Below are 17,776 nucleotides of genomic sequence, written 5' to 3' on the forward strand. Positions count from 1 at the left end.
TAGTTAAATGAATAGTTAAAGAAATAGCCAAATGATAATTCACAGCTATTGTTTTGAATGCTTACAACAGCAAGCCCCCAAGCGAAAGCATTGAAAGGCAATACTCTGAATACTTGCGCCTTAGATTGAGTGACTGATTGATCAGGTGTGTGATTGATTGAGTGATTAAGTGATTAAGTGATTAAGTGAGTACGAACCATAGTCCTCTGACAGGCACAAAACTCACAGCTCACAGCTCACAATACTAACCCAAAGAATCAATACACAAGAATCTATACGCAAGAACCAATACGCAAGAACCAAAAGTCTGGAATCCAGAAATAGGCAGCAACAAGAAAGTATGAAGGTAAGTAATGCAGTAACAGCCAACATTGCCACAATAAAAACGATAGATAGCAGTGCTATTTATGAATAACTCGCATTAAAAATAGAAAATAATTGAAACAGCTATAGGTTGGTTGGATTTGTTTTGATATGAGAACTAAGCACGACATGATATTTAAAAAGAGACATGCCTTACTTAAGACTTAACTACTCGATTTCGACCTTCAGATTTCGCTTTATAGAGCGCGTTATCTGCACGATTTAATATAGGGTCTAGGCTTAAGTCATCGTTAGTTAAATCACTCACCCCAAAACTACCTGTAATCGTAAATTGATGACCAGAGTAACGAGTATTGATATTAGCAAATGCTGTACACAAGCTTTGCGCGCATTCATATGCAAAATCAATATCAGTGAACGGCATAAAGATCGCAAATTCTTCGCCACCTAAACGGCAAACAATGTCACTGGCACGTTTATGTTCAGTAATCGTATCAGCCACCTTTTTTAACGCCCAGTCACCGGTAGCATGGCCGTAACTATCATTAATTTTTTTAAACCAATCTAAATCAATAACAATGACACTAATACTGCCTTGCTGAGCTTGCACTTGAATAAATTCATTCTCAGCTTTTTCGATGCCTGCGCCTCGATTATATAAACCTGTCAACGCATCTATTTGCGCTTGTTTACGGAATTGATTTCGCTGCATCCAAGCTGCTGACAACATCAAGCTCAAAAAAGCCACCGTGCCGACTAATACCGTTGAGAACATAAAAGAAGAGCTTTTTTCGTTATTCAACATACTACGCTGCTTAGCAATCATCTCATGATCTTGTACGAGTTGATTCAGTTCACGAGTTTTCTCTGCAGAATCGAACTTAACCATTTGGTAGGCATTTTCTTTTACTTTTTTCTCATTGATTATCTGCATATCTAAGGCATGAGCTAGAACCTGATATTGATAAGCTTCTTTATATCTGCCTTGTCGATTAGCAAGCATTGATAATATTTCACTTACTTTTCTCTTAGGTAACATATAAATAGAATCATTGGGTAGCGCATTGACCAATTCAGCATAATGGGTAGCGGTTTCGAATTCTTTAATATGATAGTGGACTATCGCTAATAGTGCGTTTGTCCTTGATAGTTCGTAGCTGAAATTGAATCTTTGATAAACATTTAAAGCAGTTTCCAACTGCTCTTTAGCCTTACTATATTCACTCATTTCCAGGTTGATTTCAGCTAACCCTTTTAGAGCCATAGCCCCAACAAGAGAAAACTCGTGAGTTTGACAATAAGCGTATGCTTCGTCAAAAGTGGAGGTAGCTTCTTGGTAGAGTCTCAAATTCAAATTGCTGTAGCCTAGTCCTACAAGCCCATAGCAATGGCTTTTAGGTGACTGCTGTTTATTCAAGTCCAATAGTTTCTCAGAAATTCGTTTACTTTCTTTATATGCATCCATGTCTAGGTATACATTTAAAATGCGTAAATATGACTCTAGTTTTAATTCTAGATCTTGGTAGGTTTCTACTCGTTCAAGGTTCTTTCTTAATTCAATAAATGCAGAAGTGTAATTTTTTAGGCCTATATATGAAGTGACCTTATACATATAAGACTGGGTTAATAATATTCTATCTGTTGCCACTTTTTGTACATCATCTAGGCGAATAAGTGCAGTCTCAAAATTGCCTATCATTATTTGTCTTTGGGCATCGATCATCCATAACCTAGCAAGCTGGTCATTATTTAAAATTGAGCTTTTATCATGTAAGGCACTAAAAAGCACTCCCCCTTCATCAGGGGAAGTTTTCATCGTTTTTTCTAATTGCGATAACTCTATATCAATTTGCTGGTCAGTATTGGCAAAAGCAAAAGGACTTAGAAAAAACAAAATCAATAATATAAATTTCAAGCCATTAGCCTAGGAATGATGAACAAACAATATTTTAGACTTATCAACATTCCCAATTAATGCACAGACTTTACCTTCATCGCATGACATTACAGCTTCTTGTTCCTCTTTACTCAAGCCGTAATCCTGCATGACTTTTTCAGGCGAGCTTTCATAGGCTTGTTTTAATTTTGCATCCGAGCTTAAATCCGTTAAAAAAGAGCTAAGTTTTGACATAGTAATTTCCATTTTAGTGTTGAAAGGTTTATCCAATATCGCAAGCTTCAATCCCAAGGCGCTTTAATATGTCGAAATTTAAAGCTAATTGCTCCGAGGGAGGTATTAATAATGTACTAATGGTGCTGAGTTCAACATGAGGCAACTGCTCAAGGTTGAAACGTTCAATTCTAGGTTTTAAATGAGGTAAGGTAGCAGCTTCGTAAATGACTACCTCATGCTCACGCGGATACCACTGTGATAGATGCTCCACTAAGATCTCTAACCGCTCTGATGTTGTCGAAAATTCAGTTAACGTATGTTCGCCTGCTAACGATATTTGCCACAGAAGTAGATGGGTCTTAGGGTTAGGTATATGCTGATACAGCATAAATTGAGTGGCTTCGTAGCTTTGATGTCCGGAAGTGCCAGGATCTATACCTAAATCAGCCCATAGGCACGATTCTGCTGAAATTCCTGGCAGCATTTCAGCTTGATAACCTTCTAATCTCGCCTGCTTAATCGATAAATGCGACACACAAGCAAAAACGCCAGGATGACCATACAAGGCAACAACCACGTTTAAGCCAAGACGTACTTGTTCGAGTATTGCATCGACCATTTGCGAATAAGTATCACGGCGATTTTTTACTTCACCTTTTTGGGCATAATAAGGCTGAAGTGAGTGATGATTAGCATTTAAACTGACTAGCCAACGCTCAGTAAACCCATCAGGAACCAGCGAAAAAATGATATCTGCATTTTCAATGTAGCTTTTACTTAATACACTGATCTGCCCAGCTAATTGCAGACCGGTACCTACAAATGTCACCTTACCTGCTGATTTTTGAGGTGCCAGTGATTGTTGATTTTTTTTAGTTTCTTTTGATGACATCGTTAATCATTATTCTTTTTGTCAAATTAGAGCGAATATTAAGCACGTATCGGGCTATGCAGGTTTATGAATTAACTTAATTAATCAATTTTTCTGTCTCAGCTAAAACCCATTATTCAAACTTATATAATTACTCTTGGATTTACCATATTTTTCTACATTTATGTAACAATTAAGCGCGATTACCTGAGTAATTAGTCAAGTTTACTAAGTTGTGAGGAACTAACTGACAGCTATCCACTCTATTATTCACACAGTTATAGCATCCAACAGTTAATAGCCACTTGTCAGCATAGGGAAGCCTTGGGTATGATGGCGTCAGATTTTTAGGAAATAGCGCAGACAATGATAAACAAAAAACAAAGTCTTACCCTTTTAGGCGCAGTTGCGCTATCAGTATCTTTAAGTGCCTGTAGTGTTTTTGATTGGTTAATCTATAAGCCTGATGTACCGCAAGGTAACTACATGGAGTTACAACAAGTAGAAAAGCTACGTGTTGAAATGACTAAAGAGCAAGCCGAATACATATTAGGTCGCCCAGTACTGCGTGACAGTTTCGCTGATAATATTTGGTATTACGTTTATCACTTTAAAAGTGGTCGTAATGCCAGCGTGACTCACAAAGAGCTTATTTTATACTTCGACGGTGATTTACTCACCAAAATTGAAGGCGATTACAAATTAAGTGATGACTTTGATACACCACTTAATGAAGGTGCACTGCCAACCGTATCTGCGCCTGTGGTTGCTCCGTTGCTACCTGAGCAAGAGCCTAACGCCATTCGCCGTGATGCTAAGCCACTGGTTGAAGAAGAACGTATTTCAAAGGAAAATGACGTTCCTAAAGGCGGTAATCAAAATCGGCCAAAAGGCGAGTAACCAAATTATACTCACAAAAAAGCGGACAGCATTAGCTGTCCGCTTTTTTATACGTAAAACTCGTTACACATAGCATTACGCATCAGTATCACATGGATAGCTTAAGTTTATAAATTAAAGCTTAGCACCAGTAATTTTGTTGCTGCGACCTTCTTCTTTGGCTTTTTCAGCTCGCTTGCGGCGTACATCTTTAGGGTCCGCAATGAGTGGCCTATATATCTCAATACGCTGACCTTGTTGCAGCACTTCATCATGCTTGGCTTGGCGGCTGAATACTCCAAGTTTGACCTTTTCAAGATCAATTTCAGGGAAAAAACTGACAATATTACTCAGCTTAACAGCCTCAATAAAAGTGGTGCCAGGCATCACACTAATGGTGATAATTTTTTGTTGCGTAGGGAGCGCATAAATCACATCCACAGAGAATGTTTCAACGTCATTTGTCATTGTAAATTACCTTGGCTCTATCGGTAAAAGCCGTCACCATCGAATTCATTAACTCTTTAAATACTCGGCCAAATGCCATGTCCGCAAGCGGGTTTGAAAACTCAAAATTTAAGTCAAACTCAACTTTGCAAGCATCTTCCGTCAACTCAGTAAAACGCCAAATGCCATCTAAGTTTTTAAATGGGCCATTTTCAAGAGCAAGAGACACGGATTTTCCAGGCACAACCTGATTGCGGGTCGTAAACGTTTTACGAATACCCGCTTTAGATACATCAACCGATGCGACCATTGTCTTACCATCAAACTCAAGGACTTTACCGCCCACACAGCCAGGTAAAAACTCATGGTACGACTCAACGTCATTTACCAGATCATACATTTGCATTGCACTGAAGCGTACAAGCACATTTTTTGAAATTTTTGGCATGAATAACAACACTATCGATAACAATCTGCCAATTTTAACACGCTTGAAGTAAAACGCATCCATTACGATTAAGGAATAAACTCGCATCTTTAAGTGGTTTGGGTATAATCCCTTGATTAGTTTATTCTCTCCCCCATATCTGCAGTATGTGAAAACGAGCAGATCTTTTAAATGGGATAACAGCGGGCAGTACACGCGATTATGGTAAAAAAGAATTCGAAAAAATCAAAGAATCCACCCGCTACGATTACACGTAATAAGCGCGCGACCTTTGAATTTAAAATTGAAGAAAAAGTAGAAGCAGGACTTGAGCTACAAGGCTGGGAAGTTAAATCCTTGCGTATGGGTAAAGTGACCTTAGCTGATTGCTATGTTTTCATCAAAAACGGTGAAGCATTCATGCATGGTTGTACTGTTCAGCCCCTCAACACAGCGACGACCCATGTAGTATGCGATCCAGTTCGTACTAAAAAGCTACTAATGAAGCGAAGCGAAATTGATAAACTTGAAGGCTTAATTGAGCGTCAAGGTTATACCTTAGTGCCGCTATCTCTATACTGGCGCAAAAGCGCTTGGGTAAAAGTAGAGATTGGTCTAGGTAAAGGTAAAAAAGACCATGACAAGCGTCAAGACACTAAAGAAAGAGAATGGAAAGTCGAACAGTCGCGCGTAATGAAAAAGAGCAGACTGGACGGATAATATACAAACGATTGTATTTTAGTGGAATACGCTAGGTATTTTAGCGTTTACCCGATACAATCAACAAACTTTGGGGGCGATTCTGGATTCGACAGGATTCACGAAACCCTGGGAGCATGTCGAGGGGCGGTTGGCCTCGTAAAAAGCCGCACTGTTATAGTTGCTAACGACTCTAACTACTCTCTAGCAGCTTAGGCTAGCTAGCCATCTTACCCACGTCTCTCAAATGGGCAGGGATTCAAGATGGTCATATTACATTTGATAGCGAGGGAACTCCGTCCGAGGGTGAACCGCGAAATAGTATCGGACTCGCCAATTGCAATCCTGTCTTTCGGAGTGTACTTGGTTAATCAAAAGAGAGACTAAACATGTAGCGCCTTGGATGTAGGCTTTCTGGACGCGGGTTCAAATCCCGCCGCCTCCACCAAATACTTAAAAGGGCTTAACCGCAAGGTTAAGCCCTTTTTCTTTGCATTAGATAAAACATTTACGTCTCAAGTTATTCAAAACGCTTCAATTGATTCACATTTGGCGGCGGGAGCTGAACCCAGGCCCATAATTTTCACATAAAAAAACACCTGCTTGTTGGCAGGTGTTTCTAATCTAAATTGGCAATAATGCTAATTAGTTTTGTTTTCTAACAAACTTAGATTTAAGCATCATTTGACCGTGGCCATCAACTTTACAATCGATGTCGTGGTCTGCATCTACAAAGCGTTTGATGACCGCTTTAGTGCCGACTTTAAGAACGAGCGAAGAACCTTTAACTTTAAGATCTTTAATCAAGGTCACTTTATCTTCTTCAGCCAGTAAGTTACCGACAGCATCTTTTAAAATGATTGCATCTGGATCGATGATTTCTTCATTCGGGTTCCATTCATGAGCACATTCAGGGCAAACTAATTGTGAACCGTCTTCGTATACATATACAGATTCACATTTTGGACATGGTGGGATAGCGCTCATGGTAATTTCTCTCAATTGATATAAGTTTTCAGGCTGATTAGCCGAAGTCATTCCACTAATAAGCAGAAATAGATGTTTTACATTATACGTAATTTATTGGATCTCAGCCAGTAACAGCACATTACTCGAGTCACAGTTATAACACTGAGATACTAGATTACAACAAGACTGCACCTTTGAGTTTTGCACCTACAAGATAGTAATTCCCCTTACACCTCTGAACAGTACAATTTTTCGCTCACTTGCTGTTGACCCTAGGTCATATTCAGCTCATATTGATACATAATTGTTAATACTTACATCAACTTCTACAACATTTATCAGTTTGTTATTTGGGAGCAGAATATCTTGTTATTATTAGTAAGGCCTAGCCTTTGAGTTTAATTGCTCACTATCTCCATAAATGGAAAATTAGGCTGGGTATCTTTTTTGTGCTTGTCTGTATATGGCCTATTCAAACTTGGGTCATTTCGTTAATGTCCCATGATGCACTCACGCCGTATGAAATTAATCTCACTCTACCCTTATCAGACAAGCTAAATCAGCAATACGGTTTATCCGCTTCAAGTCACATAGAAAGCGTGTTTGTCAGTGGCAGTTTCTCCGATTGGCACCCTGACGATGCCTATTATCAAATGCGAGCTAATGGCGACAATCAATGGCAATTCACATTACCCCTTCATCATGGCGACATAGAATACAAACTGGTTTTACAGGTTAAAGGTGAACAAGATCCTATTTGGATTTTAGACCCTTATAACCCGAATACATCAGTTAACCCATGGGGAAACAAGAACTCGTTAATAGAAGTCGCCGATTGGCCAAAAATTGCGTTAATAACTCAATTGCTGACTTTTGCACTGATTGGCTCTTTTCTATTATTTTGCTTACTTGAGCCCTTACTCTATTGGTTGCTGCATTTAAAAATGCCATTGCATCGCAAGCTAATGCTAACCAATGTGTTGATCCTTGTGTGTGCTCAAGTGATTTTTTTCAGTTACCAATTACATCAAAATAGACAGTTAATTAAGCTGAGTGTCAGTGACACCTTACACAATATGCACTTGCTTTTAGCCAGTAACCAGGTTGATTTCACTGATTTAACCAACCAAAAAACGCAGATAGATAAAACCATTAGTCATTTCTTTAACCAAGCGACAACTCGCATTGATAAAAAGCAAACCAGTCTATTTCAAATTACCTTGTCAGACTTTGCGGTTCTCGATAACGATGGCCAACTGATTTCTTTACATCATAGACAGCAAAATGAATCGATTCAGCTTGATAGAGCCACAAAACTGGGATTTAACTCTACCTCAGATTATTTTGTCAAAGGCATGTGGTCCAAGTTAATTCCACTAGCAAAACAAGATGCACTCAATGGCCAGTTAATTACCGCTAAAAGACCGCCAGCCATTCGACATGTCGAAACCAATAAAACGCGCCAAGGAGAGTGGGTACTGGGCTTTAGCCAGGTCATGCAGCCTATTATTGAGCGTGGCCAACTGATGGGGTTTTACGGTGGTTCTATTCAAGTGAAGCTTTATGGTGCAGAACTATTAAATACACTTATCTTTCAATTAATGTTGCTGTCTGGCGTATTGGCGTTAGCGAGTTGGTTATTAATGAGTGTAGGTAAAATCGTTACGGCGGATATTTTAACTTTGACCAATTGGACCCAAAAAGTGGTCAAAGGTGACTTAACCCAAAAACTAAAACTGAATAGCCAAGATGAAATCCAGCAACTCGGCGATAATTTTGAAATCATGCGCCAGTCTTTAGCTGAAAGCTTTCATCAAATTGAACAGCAAAACAGTAACCTATTTAAAGAGGCTTATTTTAATAATCTCACTGGGTTACCTAATCGCAAAAAACTCTATGCTGATTTAAGCAAGCATCAAGCAAGTTCTTTGTTGGTATTCAACATTAATAACTTTGGTGAAATAAATGATTTTTATGGCATAACCACTGGCGATACTATCATTCAAAAGGTCGCGAATGGCCTGGAGCTGTCTTGCGCGCCTCACAGCCTTTATAAAACAGGGGCTGATGAGTTTGTAGTACTCATGGCCTGTGACTGCAGTGATCAGCAACTGCAACAATTAGCAGAACACATCATTGACCATATCAGTCATCAAGCGATGACAATTGATGGTAATGAGCTCTATGTCACCTTAAGCGCAGGTGGAGCACATTGCGTTAACGACCAATATTCTCAATTACATCAACAAGCAGATTTAGCGCGGCGTATTGGTCGTCGTCAGTTCCAGCGATATCGATTATTTACGCCAGATATGTCAAACCCAAAAGCCTTTGAAGCGAACATGCATCAAAACCGAATATTGGTATCAGCTGTTCAGCATGATTGGGTGACGCCGTATGTGCAGTTAATTAACCCATTGTCAGCCGATGCACAGCCCAAATTTGAGTGTTTGATGCGAATCTGTCTTGACGATGGCACAGTGCTGACACCTGCGATGTTTATGCAAACGGCAGTACGTTCAAGACTTTATCCTCGGATGATGAAAACCATGTTAGAAAAATCATTCTCTCTCTTTAGTCAGTTACCTTATGAGTTTTCGGTGAATATTTCACTGGAGGATATTGCTGATACTGAGCGAGTTGCAGAGCTATTTGAGCTGCTTAAGGCAAACCCGGAGACCTCAACCAGACTGACCTTTGAATTGCTCGAAAGTGAAGAAATCACCAACTATGATTTAGTCCATGACTTTATTGTGAAGGTAAAACCTTTCGGCTGTAAAATTGCCATTGATGACTTTGGTGCAGGCTACTCTAACTTTGTCCATTTAATGAGTCTTGATATCGATGTCATCAAAATTGACGGTTCATTAATCCGCAATCTTGATATCGACACCAAAGCGCAACACTTAGTTGAAACAGTGACCCATTTTGCCAAAAAAATGAACATTAAGACGGTAGCCGAATTTGTAGACTCAGAACAAGTACTCTCACAAGTAAAACACTATCAAATTGATTATGCCCAAGGCTTTTTACTTGGAAAACCGGAAGCCTCGATTGAAGCCGCCTTATCTATCCAAAGAGACAATAGTGCTTAACCCTTATTAATAAACATTAAGTACTAATTAACTGCAGTACTAATTAACTGAAGCACTAATTAAGTGAAGCGCTAATTAAGTGAAGCTGTTATGTCCACTTTTAAGCGACATAAAAATGCTGCGAAGTGACGCAGCATTGGGGTTAAGCTAGGGTTATTAATTGCGCGAGCATAAGCAAACTAAAGCTAATTCATGCTTTTGGTTAGACTAACTCAGCAAGCATGGCATCATCATAAGCGGTGAGTTCAAGTCCATCGCGCACTCTAGCGACATAATCAGGGTTGGCGATAAAAGCTCTACCGATTGCTAATAAATCAAATTGATTATTCGCAATCGCCTTACTACCTGTTTCGGCGGTATAACTGCCCACGCCCACTAATGTTTGCTGATATTGCTGGCGTAAATAACTAGACGCCGTTCCACCTAAATAATCAAACTCCATCGCATCATCAAATATACCAAGATGTATAAATGCCAAGTGACGGTTTTCTAACTGCTTTAACAGTGTATCGAATACCGCTCTATCACCTTGATTAGGTTCCATATTGAAATATGCACCAGGTGATAAGCGAATTGCCGTTCTATCACTGCCGATAGCTGCAATAATTGCATCAACTACTTCGACTGCAAAGCGCGCCATATTTTCAGGTGTTTCACCGTATTCATCGGTGCGGTTATTACATGAGTAATGCAAGAATTGATCGATTAAGTAACCATTGGCACCGTGGATTTCTACCCCATCAAAACCCGCTTCGATCGCGTTACTTGCTGCTGTTGCGTAGTCACTGACTAGTTGCGCAATATCTGCTTGAGTGGCGGCTTTAGGCTGCTGATAGGTTAATTCGCGATTTCTAGGTATCGTGCCTTCAATGCCAATATTCGATGCTGAAATCACTTCGCCGTTTTGCTCACCAAAAAAGAACGGATGAGCGACACGCCCTGTATGCCATAACTGCGCGAAAATCTTGCCGCCTTTGTCATGTACAGCCTTAGTGACGACTTTCCAGCCTTCAATTTGCGCTTGTGTATATAGGCCTGGGGTATTCACATAACCTTGACCGTCGGGGCGGATAATGGTCGCTTCGCTAATGATTAATCCTGCATCGGCTCGGCGGGCATAATATGCTGCCATGGTAGCGGTAGGCACTAAGTTATCATCAGCCATACAACGAGTCAGTGGCGCCATAATTATTTTATTATTCAGGGTTAACGTGTCATTGAGCTTATACGGGGTGAACAAGGTGGCGGTCATAAAATACTTCCTTGATAAAAACGGTTTAACAAACTGAATACGCAAATCAATTTTACTATTCGGCCTGTTAACATTCGAACATGAAAAAGCGACTCACTAGTAGTCGCTTAAAAATACGCTATGTATATACGTTGTAAATAGAAATTTAGTTCTGAATTAGACTAAATTTTTCTGAGCATAGACACGTTCACCTAATGAGTTGAGGATTTTACATTCACCATCAAGTACAGCAATAATCGACTTTCCTGCTCTAAAATCATTAGGCAGCATTACCCTTCCCGTTTCGCTTACATCTAAGCCTGTCAACACGGTATTTTTCATTAATAACCCCACAGGAGCCTCATAAAATAATACTGTCACCGTCGCTTTATTTTCGTTATCAGTGGTGGCCGGTTCTTGAATCACTTTTGTCATATTTTTACTCTCTTACCGATGCTAACTACATGCTTACGATATGGTTTTTATATCACTTGTTTCAGTCTAGACGATTATTGTTGCTAATACCTCATTCAAGCAATCAATATCTTACACAAATTTAACACCATCTATGGTAAATTAATCCTAATAATCCTATATCGGCTGATCTGCATCAACTGCAACGCCCATATAGACTAAACAGCTGCGATTATTTTTGTTAGAATCAGCGGCAATTTTTCGAAATTCAAAACGAGATCAAGATGGGAAGAGCATACCAAAACCGCAAAGAATCTATGGCAAAAACTGCCGGCCAAAAAACGCGTATCTATTCGCGCTACGGTAAAGAAATATACGTTTGTGCTAAAAATGGTGGTTTTGATCCTGATGGTAACCTTGCGTTACGCAGCCTAATTACCCGTGCAAAGAAGGATCAAGTCCCTACTCACGTTATTGAACGCGCAATTGAAAAAGCCAGAGGCGGTGGCGGTGAAGATTATGATACTGCTCGCTATGAAGGTTTCGGCCCTGGTGGTTGTTCAGTTATCGTTGACTGTTTAACCGATAACGTAAAGCGTACATTCACTGAAGTTCGTCAAGCATTCGTTAAAAACGATGCAAAATTAGGCGGACCAGGCACTGTTGCTCATAGTTTTGATCATCAAGCGGTATTTGTATTTGCTGGTGACGATGATGAAGCGATTCTTGAATTATTAATGATGGCTGATGTTGATGTAACTGACGTTGAGTTAGAAGATGGCATGATCAGCGTATTCGCGCCTATTACTGAATTCAGCAAAGCACGCATTGCTTTGACCGAAGAAATTGCTGACATCAACTTTGAAGTTGAACATATTACTTTTGTACCTCAAGCCATGACTGAACTGACTGGTGAAGATGTTGAAACCTTCGACAAATTCATTAACGCGTTAGAAGATTGTGATGATGTACAAAACGTTTACCATAATGCAGAAATTAACGATTAACCCGTGAGTTTTTTGCAATAAAAAACGCAGTCATTTGACTGCGTTTTTTTGTATCTAACTCATATTAGCTTGATTTACTTAAGATCCATTTCTTGGACTCTTTCATAAGCAATTTCAGGCGCCGTAACTTCTGGTTTGGCGTGTAAATCAGCTTTTAGCTGACCTTTTCGATGCTTTAATGCTGCATCAAGTTTTTTGCCTGCACTTGAAAGCGCAGGGTACATAACAGGGTCTGAGGCTTTTGCGGCTATACGACTTCCTTCATAATTTGTCGTGATTTCAACTTCAAATTCGCCGTGTTCTTTTGAGATGATGATATCGAGTGATATTAACGTTGGGAAATGGCTGGCAATTTTAGTGAACTTTGCGCTAACGTCTTCTTTTACAGTATCTGTAACATCAACATGGTGACCTGAAAGATTTATTTTCATAGATAACTTATCCTTTAATAATATAGCTTGGCTATATACTTCACTTTCTAGCAGATATTTGTGCTTACATAAGTAGATTTGGGGGCGTATGTCCTAGATCACAAGGGTAATCGCATTAATCATTGTTAACTTAATAAACAACCTGCTTCCATTTTCATACTTATGTCATTTATTTAGTTTACAGCTTTAGTATAGACATAAAACCACAACAAAATCTGCAACTTTTGTCGTCTTTACGCTGAATTTGTATTTATTGTCATTTTTCAAACAATTAAGCGCACTTTTTGATTGTTTTTCATTCTATTAGCCGTAATAAAGTTTGTGATAGTTTGTTCATGTGCGATTTATCCGCCAATACAGATGCAATAATGCTCAGGGTTAAAGCTGTAAGCATTGATAGTATTAACCACAAATACTGAATAAAACGACTATTACTCTCTCAATAAAAAGCCCAGCTAAAGCTGGGCAATAAAAGTGAAGCCTATAATAACTAGGCTAATATATACTCTTCATTACTGGTTTAATTCACCGAAGTAACGCTCAACACTGGCGAGCTTGAACTTGGCCCAGTAACCGTAAAGCGATAAGTCCCCGCTGTTGCCACATCAAACAGCATGTTTGCGCCTTTTGAAGCCAACGTTTTCATATCGCCTTCAACAACAGCTTCTTCACCTGCTATCGCGCCCAAATCAACAGTTGACCAATCTCCGGTAGCAATCTTAAACTCTGCATTACCCGCTTCTAAAGCGATATCAACAGTGTAAACAGATGAACCTTGATAGCTCAGGGCATCAACTTCGCCCCAACCATTCATTCCGCCACGAATATACACAGTATTAGTGCCAAACATTTCTGTTTTATTGACAGTTAACATTGGCTCTAAACGATTACTCATATCAAAAGTAAAAGTGTACATTTCTTCAGTTTCAAAGTTGAGACTCATATTCGTCCCAGCAACCGCTAACGCTTTGGCAGCATCTAAGGTCACTGCACCATTATCATCTAAACTGCCGTAATCAACTGTAGACCAATCACTTGAGGCAACTTTAAATTCATGGTTTGCAGCTGATACCAATATTTCTGCTTGGTAAATACTGCCGCCCATGTAAACCAATTCATTGGTTTCGCCCCAACCATTCATGCCGCCACGAACATAAACACTCGTGCCGACGAAAGGCTCTTCGTTGTATACGGTGAGTACTGGGTTATCTTTATCTGCTGCATTAAGTGAGAACACATAAGTGGCATCTGTTGCTGCTGTAAAGCTTAAGTTAGCTCCGCTTGGGGCAAGTTGCTCTGCAACATCTTCTTCAACGCCAGCTTCAGCATCAGATACGCCGCCAAAATCAACGGTGCTCCAATCTGCTGAGGCAATTTTAAAGTCATAGCCACCAGCGGCTAAAGTAATGGCAACGCGATATTCACCACTACCAATATAAGTAAAGCTATCCACTTCACCCCAGCCGTTCATGCCACCACGAACAAACACTTCTGTGCTGCCATATGGCACAACATCTGGCGCACCCGCTGTAGCATTAGCACTTAAACCTGTACCTTGTGTATCACCCTGATTTTTAACAAATACAGCGGTGGTATAAGCAGGGACAGTAAACGTACCTTCTTCAGCACCCTCGCTAAAGTTGGCACTTTGCACTGTGGTGTCAATCGACATAGATAAACTAGGATGCAAACTAAACCCAGATGCTGTCGGCACTGTATGAGACTGCTCATTTTCACTGCCGTTGATCATCACGACCATGGCATCAACTGAAGGATCTATATCAGTTAAATCAGCACCATCATCAATACTCATCACAATCACGCCCTGAGTCTGATTTTTGCCAATATTATGGAAACCAACACGGTCAATAATGTCTTGCTCAGTCGTTAAACGCAGTAATGGGCTCGTTTTACGTATAGATAAAAACTCATTAAAGACGTTAGAAGCAAACTCAATTTCAGACATAGAAGGGGCTGAATTAGGATTACCCGCAAGCGCAATAATTTGCTCCATTTTCTCAGCATTATCTTGCTCTAACGGTAAGCCTACATTCCAGTTATTGCTGCCTTTAGTAAAGTCGACCCAGTTAAACCAATCGCCGGAATCATAAGTATTTCGGTCTAATGATTTTGAGCGCAACATGTCACCACCCATTTGTAAAAATGGAATACCTTGGCTCATTAATGGAATCGTAGCGGCAATATTTTGCACTCGTACGCGGCTATCTAACGATAAACCAATATCATTTGAATACTGTAAAATATCCCATAGAGTTTCGTTATCATGCTTTGATACATAGTTAATACTGTCTGCAGGATCTAAGGTGTAACCTGTTGGCTGTGAGTTCCAGCTAAAGCTACTCCCGGTGGCAGTATTGCCGTTAAAGTCTTTTAGTACGTAGTTTTGTAAGTTACCTGCCATTGATAAGCGAAGAGTGTCTTGGTCTCGCAGGTAATCGTCTTTTTGCTCTAGTGCAAATAAAGCCCCCCCTCGAACGGCCTCACGAATGCGGTCATTGTAGGTACCGACTTCACTGCCTGCCATATTGGCTTGAGTGGCCTGTTCGAACAATCGATTATCGGCGACTTCACCAAAGTTCCAACCTTCACCATAGAAGTAGTTATCAGCATCCACCGCTTGAACGGCATCACGGGCGGCTAAAATACTGCTTTTAGGCATATGTCCCATAACATCAAAACGGAAACCATCAAAGCCATATTGTTCAGCTAAAATCACCATCGAATCTGAGACAAACTTATCCATCATTCGATGTTCAGTGGCGGTATTATCGCAACAGGTTGATGATTCAATATTACCGCTAATTTCGTTATAACGGTGGTAATAACCTGGCACGACTTTATCGAGCACCGAGTTATCCCAAAGCCCAGATGAACTGGTATGGTTATACACCACATCTAACACGACTCTTAGCCCTAACTCATGTAAAGCTAAGTTCATTTCACGCAGCTCTTTTACACGGGCAATGCCATCAGCATCACTGGCATAACTGCCTTCAGGTGCAATAAAGTGCTGAGGGTCATAACCCCAGTTAAAGCTGTCATAACCGCGCATAGCTTCGACTAATGCTTGGGCATCTTTTGAGCCTGGTAATGCTCCTTCTAGGATTGATTGAATTGTGGCTGATTTATCTTGGGTAACACAGGCATCTGCATTATCTTCAATCTTGTCACACAAGGTGCCTAAAGTGTCTGTTATATCAACTCGCTCTGCCGGATCTTCATTAACAGTAGCGATATCATTAACAGGTAATAAATGGAAATGAGTAACGCCGCTTTCAGCTAATTTACGTAGATGCTCAACAGGTGCACTACCCTCTTCAGTAAAGGCTAAATATTTGCCACGATTCGCTTCTGAAGTGCTTTCATCACGCGCACTAAAGTCACGTACATGCCCTTCGTAAATCACGATATCTTCAGGGTTTGCTACCGTCATGACTTCGTGGTCATCCCAACCTTCTGGTTTTAAGTCATCATCACTTAAGTTAACAAATTGACTATAGCGGCCATTGGTTGACACATTCAGAGAATAAGGGTCCGTTGATTCAAGTGTTTCAATGACTTTAGTTACAGGATGGAAAACGGTGAGTTCGTAACGGTAATACATTCTGTCTAAGCTCATATCACCGCTAAATGTCCAAATACCTGTTTCAGCATCTAAGGTCATCGACTCAGTGCTGGTTAAGTTTTTAGCTGCATCATAAACGTTCAAATTCACCGTCTGAGCTGTTGGTGCCCAGACTTTCGCCATGATGTTACTGCCATCATAGATTATGCCTAAAGCAGCTTCATCAGCATCATTCTCACCAGCGGTGTAAAGCGCATCAAGTACTTTAGCTGCTTGAACATGGGTTGCTGCGACAGGTTTGTTATCGCCATCATAAGCCACCATGACTAACTGGTTTTTAGCGACCATTTTAGCTTCATCAGCACTAAAGTTTGCTTCATAAGCAGGCCAATCCGCTAAATGCGGCACTAGGGCTTTTTGCGCATCAGTGAGTTCACTAGTGACCACTTCAACTTGTGTGCCACTGATATTGCCATCATTGTCAGCTGCGATTCCTGCACTATCAGAATGATGAATAACAAACTTTGCAATGCCGTCAGGATCTTCATTCCACACAAAGGTGTTTTGATCTAACCAGTGTGCACTTGCTCCTGCAATCGAAAAGCCAACATCTAGAATAGGATAGTCATAAACATCACTTTCACCATGAATGGTAAAGTTTGCTCTATTAAAGTTAGCTTCTGCTGCTGAGTCATCTTCAAACGCTTTAAGGTTCATGACTAAGTCACCATCACCTAAAGCTTTACCTGAACCTTCAGTACCGATATGAACAATAAAGTTAGCACATTCGCTGTAGCCTTCCTTAAGGTTAATAATCCAATAGGCACCATAATTAGGGTCAATACCATCAAAAGAGTGACCATTGGCCCAATCGGTTGAATCAAATGGCGCTGCATAGCTATCACAGGTATCGTTATTCCACGTATGCAGCTTATAACCTGGGTAGTTAGGGTTTGATTCGCTATTATTGTTATCTTTAATCCGGTTGTAATACAGCACTGCTTGGTTGTCACCCGCATAAGCTACTGGCTCAGGAAGCTCAGGGTTATAACCGACAATACAGCTTTCATTTTTAGCGTCTGGAAACTTAGGTGCTGGGCAACTTAATGGCGGCGGTGGAACACATTCAGTGCCTGCAGCATTAGGTATATTTGGCACATTACACGTTAGCAGTACTTCACCTGGCTCAGATGAATCTCCACCACCACAACCAGCAAGCGCAGCTAAACTGGCTGCCGCTGCTGATAACTTTATGACTTTAGAAATACTCTTCATGAGTGACT

14 protein-coding genes and 1 other RNA gene are annotated in these 17,776 nt (G+C 40.3%); 5 read left to right on the top strand and 10 right to left on the bottom strand.

Annotated elements, in window-relative coordinates; translation table 11 throughout:
- Nucleotides 1-520: 520 nt before the first annotated feature.
- The 3 genes from BCU84_RS02245 to BCU84_RS02255 are packed head-to-tail and all read right to left on the bottom strand — an operon-like array spanning nt 521 to nt 3,329.
- Nucleotides 521-2,239, bottom strand: coding sequence for a GGDEF domain-containing protein (locus BCU84_RS02245; RefSeq protein ID WP_102526482.1), 1,719 nt, complete (start codon nt 2,237-2,239; stop codon nt 521-523).
- A gap of 9 nt (nt 2,240-2,248) precedes the next feature.
- A complete protein-coding gene (locus BCU84_RS02250; RefSeq protein WP_102526483.1) occupies nt 2,249-2,455 on the bottom strand; it encodes a hypothetical protein in 207 nt (68 codons plus the stop codon).
- Nucleotides 2,456-2,483: 28 nt separating this feature from the next.
- Nucleotides 2,484-3,329, bottom strand: coding sequence for an SAM-dependent methyltransferase (locus BCU84_RS02255; protein ID WP_102526484.1), 846 nt, complete (start codon nt 3,327-3,329; stop codon nt 2,484-2,486).
- A 345-nt stretch (nt 3,330-3,674) separates the two neighbouring features.
- Between BCU84_RS02255 and bamE the strand changes: the two genes are divergently transcribed.
- On the top strand, nt 3,675-4,208 hold the full coding sequence (gene bamE / locus BCU84_RS02260) for an outer membrane protein assembly factor BamE (protein ID WP_102526485.1): 534 nt from the start codon (nt 3,675-3,677) through the stop codon (nt 4,206-4,208).
- Nucleotides 4,209-4,322: 114 nt separating this feature from the next.
- Here bamE and BCU84_RS02265 read toward each other — a convergent pair whose 3' ends face one another.
- Both BCU84_RS02265 and BCU84_RS02270 read right to left on the bottom strand, forming a co-directional pair.
- Nucleotides 4,323-4,655, bottom strand: a complete 333-nt coding sequence (locus BCU84_RS02265; RefSeq protein WP_102526486.1) for an RnfH family protein — start codon at nt 4,653-4,655, stop codon at nt 4,323-4,325.
- A complete protein-coding gene (locus BCU84_RS02270) occupies nt 4,645-5,082 on the bottom strand; it encodes a type II toxin-antitoxin system RatA family toxin (protein WP_102526513.1) in 438 nt (145 codons plus the stop codon). Before BCU84_RS02270 ends, BCU84_RS02265 begins: the two co-directional genes overlap by 11 nt.
- 201 nt (nt 5,083-5,283) lie before the next feature.
- Between BCU84_RS02270 and smpB the strand changes: the two genes are divergently transcribed.
- Nucleotides 5,284-5,781: an SsrA-binding protein SmpB gene (gene smpB / locus BCU84_RS02275; RefSeq protein ID WP_102526487.1), complete on the top strand. Its 498-nt coding sequence runs from the start codon at nt 5,284-5,286 to the stop codon at nt 5,779-5,781.
- Between the two features lie 72 nt (nt 5,782-5,853).
- Nucleotides 5,854-6,208: a transfer-messenger RNA gene (gene ssrA, locus BCU84_RS02280) on the top strand.
- Between the two features lie 197 nt (nt 6,209-6,405).
- Here ssrA and BCU84_RS02285 read toward each other — a convergent pair.
- Nucleotides 6,406-6,747 (bottom strand): zinc ribbon domain-containing protein YjdM, encoded by a 342-nt coding sequence (locus BCU84_RS02285; RefSeq protein ID WP_102526514.1) that lies wholly within the window; start codon nt 6,745-6,747, stop codon nt 6,406-6,408.
- A 374-nt stretch (nt 6,748-7,121) separates the two neighbouring features.
- Between BCU84_RS02285 and BCU84_RS02290 the strand changes: the two genes are divergently transcribed.
- A complete protein-coding gene (locus BCU84_RS02290) occupies nt 7,122-9,824 on the top strand; it encodes an EAL domain-containing protein (RefSeq protein ID WP_133146612.1) in 2,703 nt (900 codons plus the stop codon).
- Nucleotides 9,825-10,026: 202 nt separating this feature from the next.
- Here BCU84_RS02290 and BCU84_RS02295 read toward each other — a convergent pair whose 3' ends face one another.
- Nucleotides 10,027-11,076: an alkene reductase gene (locus BCU84_RS02295; protein WP_102526489.1), complete on the bottom strand. Its 1,050-nt coding sequence runs from the start codon at nt 11,074-11,076 to the stop codon at nt 10,027-10,029.
- Nucleotides 11,077-11,232: 156 nt separating this feature from the next.
- On the bottom strand, nt 11,233-11,490 hold the full coding sequence (locus BCU84_RS02300; RefSeq protein ID WP_102526490.1) for a TIGR02922 family protein: 258 nt from the start codon (nt 11,488-11,490) through the stop codon (nt 11,233-11,235).
- Between the two features lie 263 nt (nt 11,491-11,753).
- On the opposite strand from BCU84_RS02300, the gene BCU84_RS02305 reads away from it, so the two are divergent.
- A complete protein-coding gene (locus tag BCU84_RS02305; protein WP_102526491.1) occupies nt 11,754-12,476 on the top strand; it encodes a YebC/PmpR family DNA-binding transcriptional regulator in 723 nt (240 codons plus the stop codon).
- Nucleotides 12,477-12,550: 74 nt separating this feature from the next.
- Here the strand turns inward: BCU84_RS02305 and raiA are convergent, their stop codons facing one another.
- Nucleotides 12,551-12,907 carry a ribosome-associated translation inhibitor RaiA gene (raiA, locus tag BCU84_RS02310; RefSeq protein ID WP_102526492.1) on the bottom strand — a complete coding sequence of 119 codons (357 nt, stop codon included), beginning with the start codon at nt 12,905-12,907 and terminating at the stop codon, nt 12,551-12,553.
- Between the two features lie 520 nt (nt 12,908-13,427).
- Nucleotides 13,428-17,768, bottom strand: a complete 4,341-nt coding sequence (locus tag BCU84_RS02315; protein ID WP_102526493.1) for an alpha-1,6-glucosidase domain-containing protein — start codon at nt 17,766-17,768, stop codon at nt 13,428-13,430.
- Nucleotides 17,769-17,776 lie beyond the last annotated feature (8 nt).

It is taken from the genome of Shewanella sp. 10N.286.51.B7, assembly GCF_002873615.1.
Classification (GTDB): domain Bacteria; phylum Pseudomonadota; class Gammaproteobacteria; order Enterobacterales; family Shewanellaceae; genus Shewanella; species Shewanella electrodiphila.

Excerpts from the sequence above, each read along its gene's own strand:
- BCU84_RS02255 (WP_102526484.1), bottom strand. The coding sequence starts at position 3,329 with ATGTCATCAAAAGAAACTAAAAAAAATCAACAATCACTGGCACCTCAA.
- BCU84_RS02270 (WP_102526513.1), bottom strand. The coding sequence starts at position 5,082 with ATGCCAAAAATTTCAAAAAATGTGCTTGTACGCTTCAGTGCAATGCAA.
- BCU84_RS02295 (WP_102526489.1), bottom strand. The coding sequence starts at position 11,076 with ATGACCGCCACCTTGTTCACCCCGTATAAGCTCAATGACACGTTAACC.
- BCU84_RS02315 (WP_102526493.1), bottom strand. The coding sequence starts at position 17,768 with ATGAAGAGTATTTCTAAAGTCATAAAGTTATCAGCAGCGGCAGCCAGT.
- BCU84_RS02305 (WP_102526491.1), top strand. The coding sequence starts at position 11,754 with ATGGGAAGAGCATACCAAAACCGCAAAGAATCTATGGCAAAAACTGCC.
- bamE (WP_102526485.1), top strand. The coding sequence starts at position 3,675 with ATGATAAACAAAAAACAAAGTCTTACCCTTTTAGGCGCAGTTGCGCTA.
- BCU84_RS02285 (WP_102526514.1), bottom strand. The coding sequence starts at position 6,747 with ATGAGCGCTATCCCACCATGTCCAAAATGTGAATCTGTATATGTATAC.
- smpB (WP_102526487.1), top strand. The coding sequence starts at position 5,284 with ATGGTAAAAAAGAATTCGAAAAAATCAAAGAATCCACCCGCTACGATT.
- BCU84_RS02300 (WP_102526490.1), bottom strand. The coding sequence starts at position 11,490 with ATGACAAAAGTGATTCAAGAACCGGCCACCACTGATAACGAAAATAAA.
- raiA (WP_102526492.1), bottom strand. The coding sequence starts at position 12,907 with ATGAAAATAAATCTTTCAGGTCACCATGTTGATGTTACAGATACTGTA.
- BCU84_RS02250 (WP_102526483.1), bottom strand. The coding sequence starts at position 2,455 with ATGTCAAAACTTAGCTCTTTTTTAACGGATTTAAGCTCGGATGCAAAA.
- BCU84_RS02265 (WP_102526486.1), bottom strand. The coding sequence starts at position 4,655 with ATGACAAATGACGTTGAAACATTCTCTGTGGATGTGATTTATGCGCTC.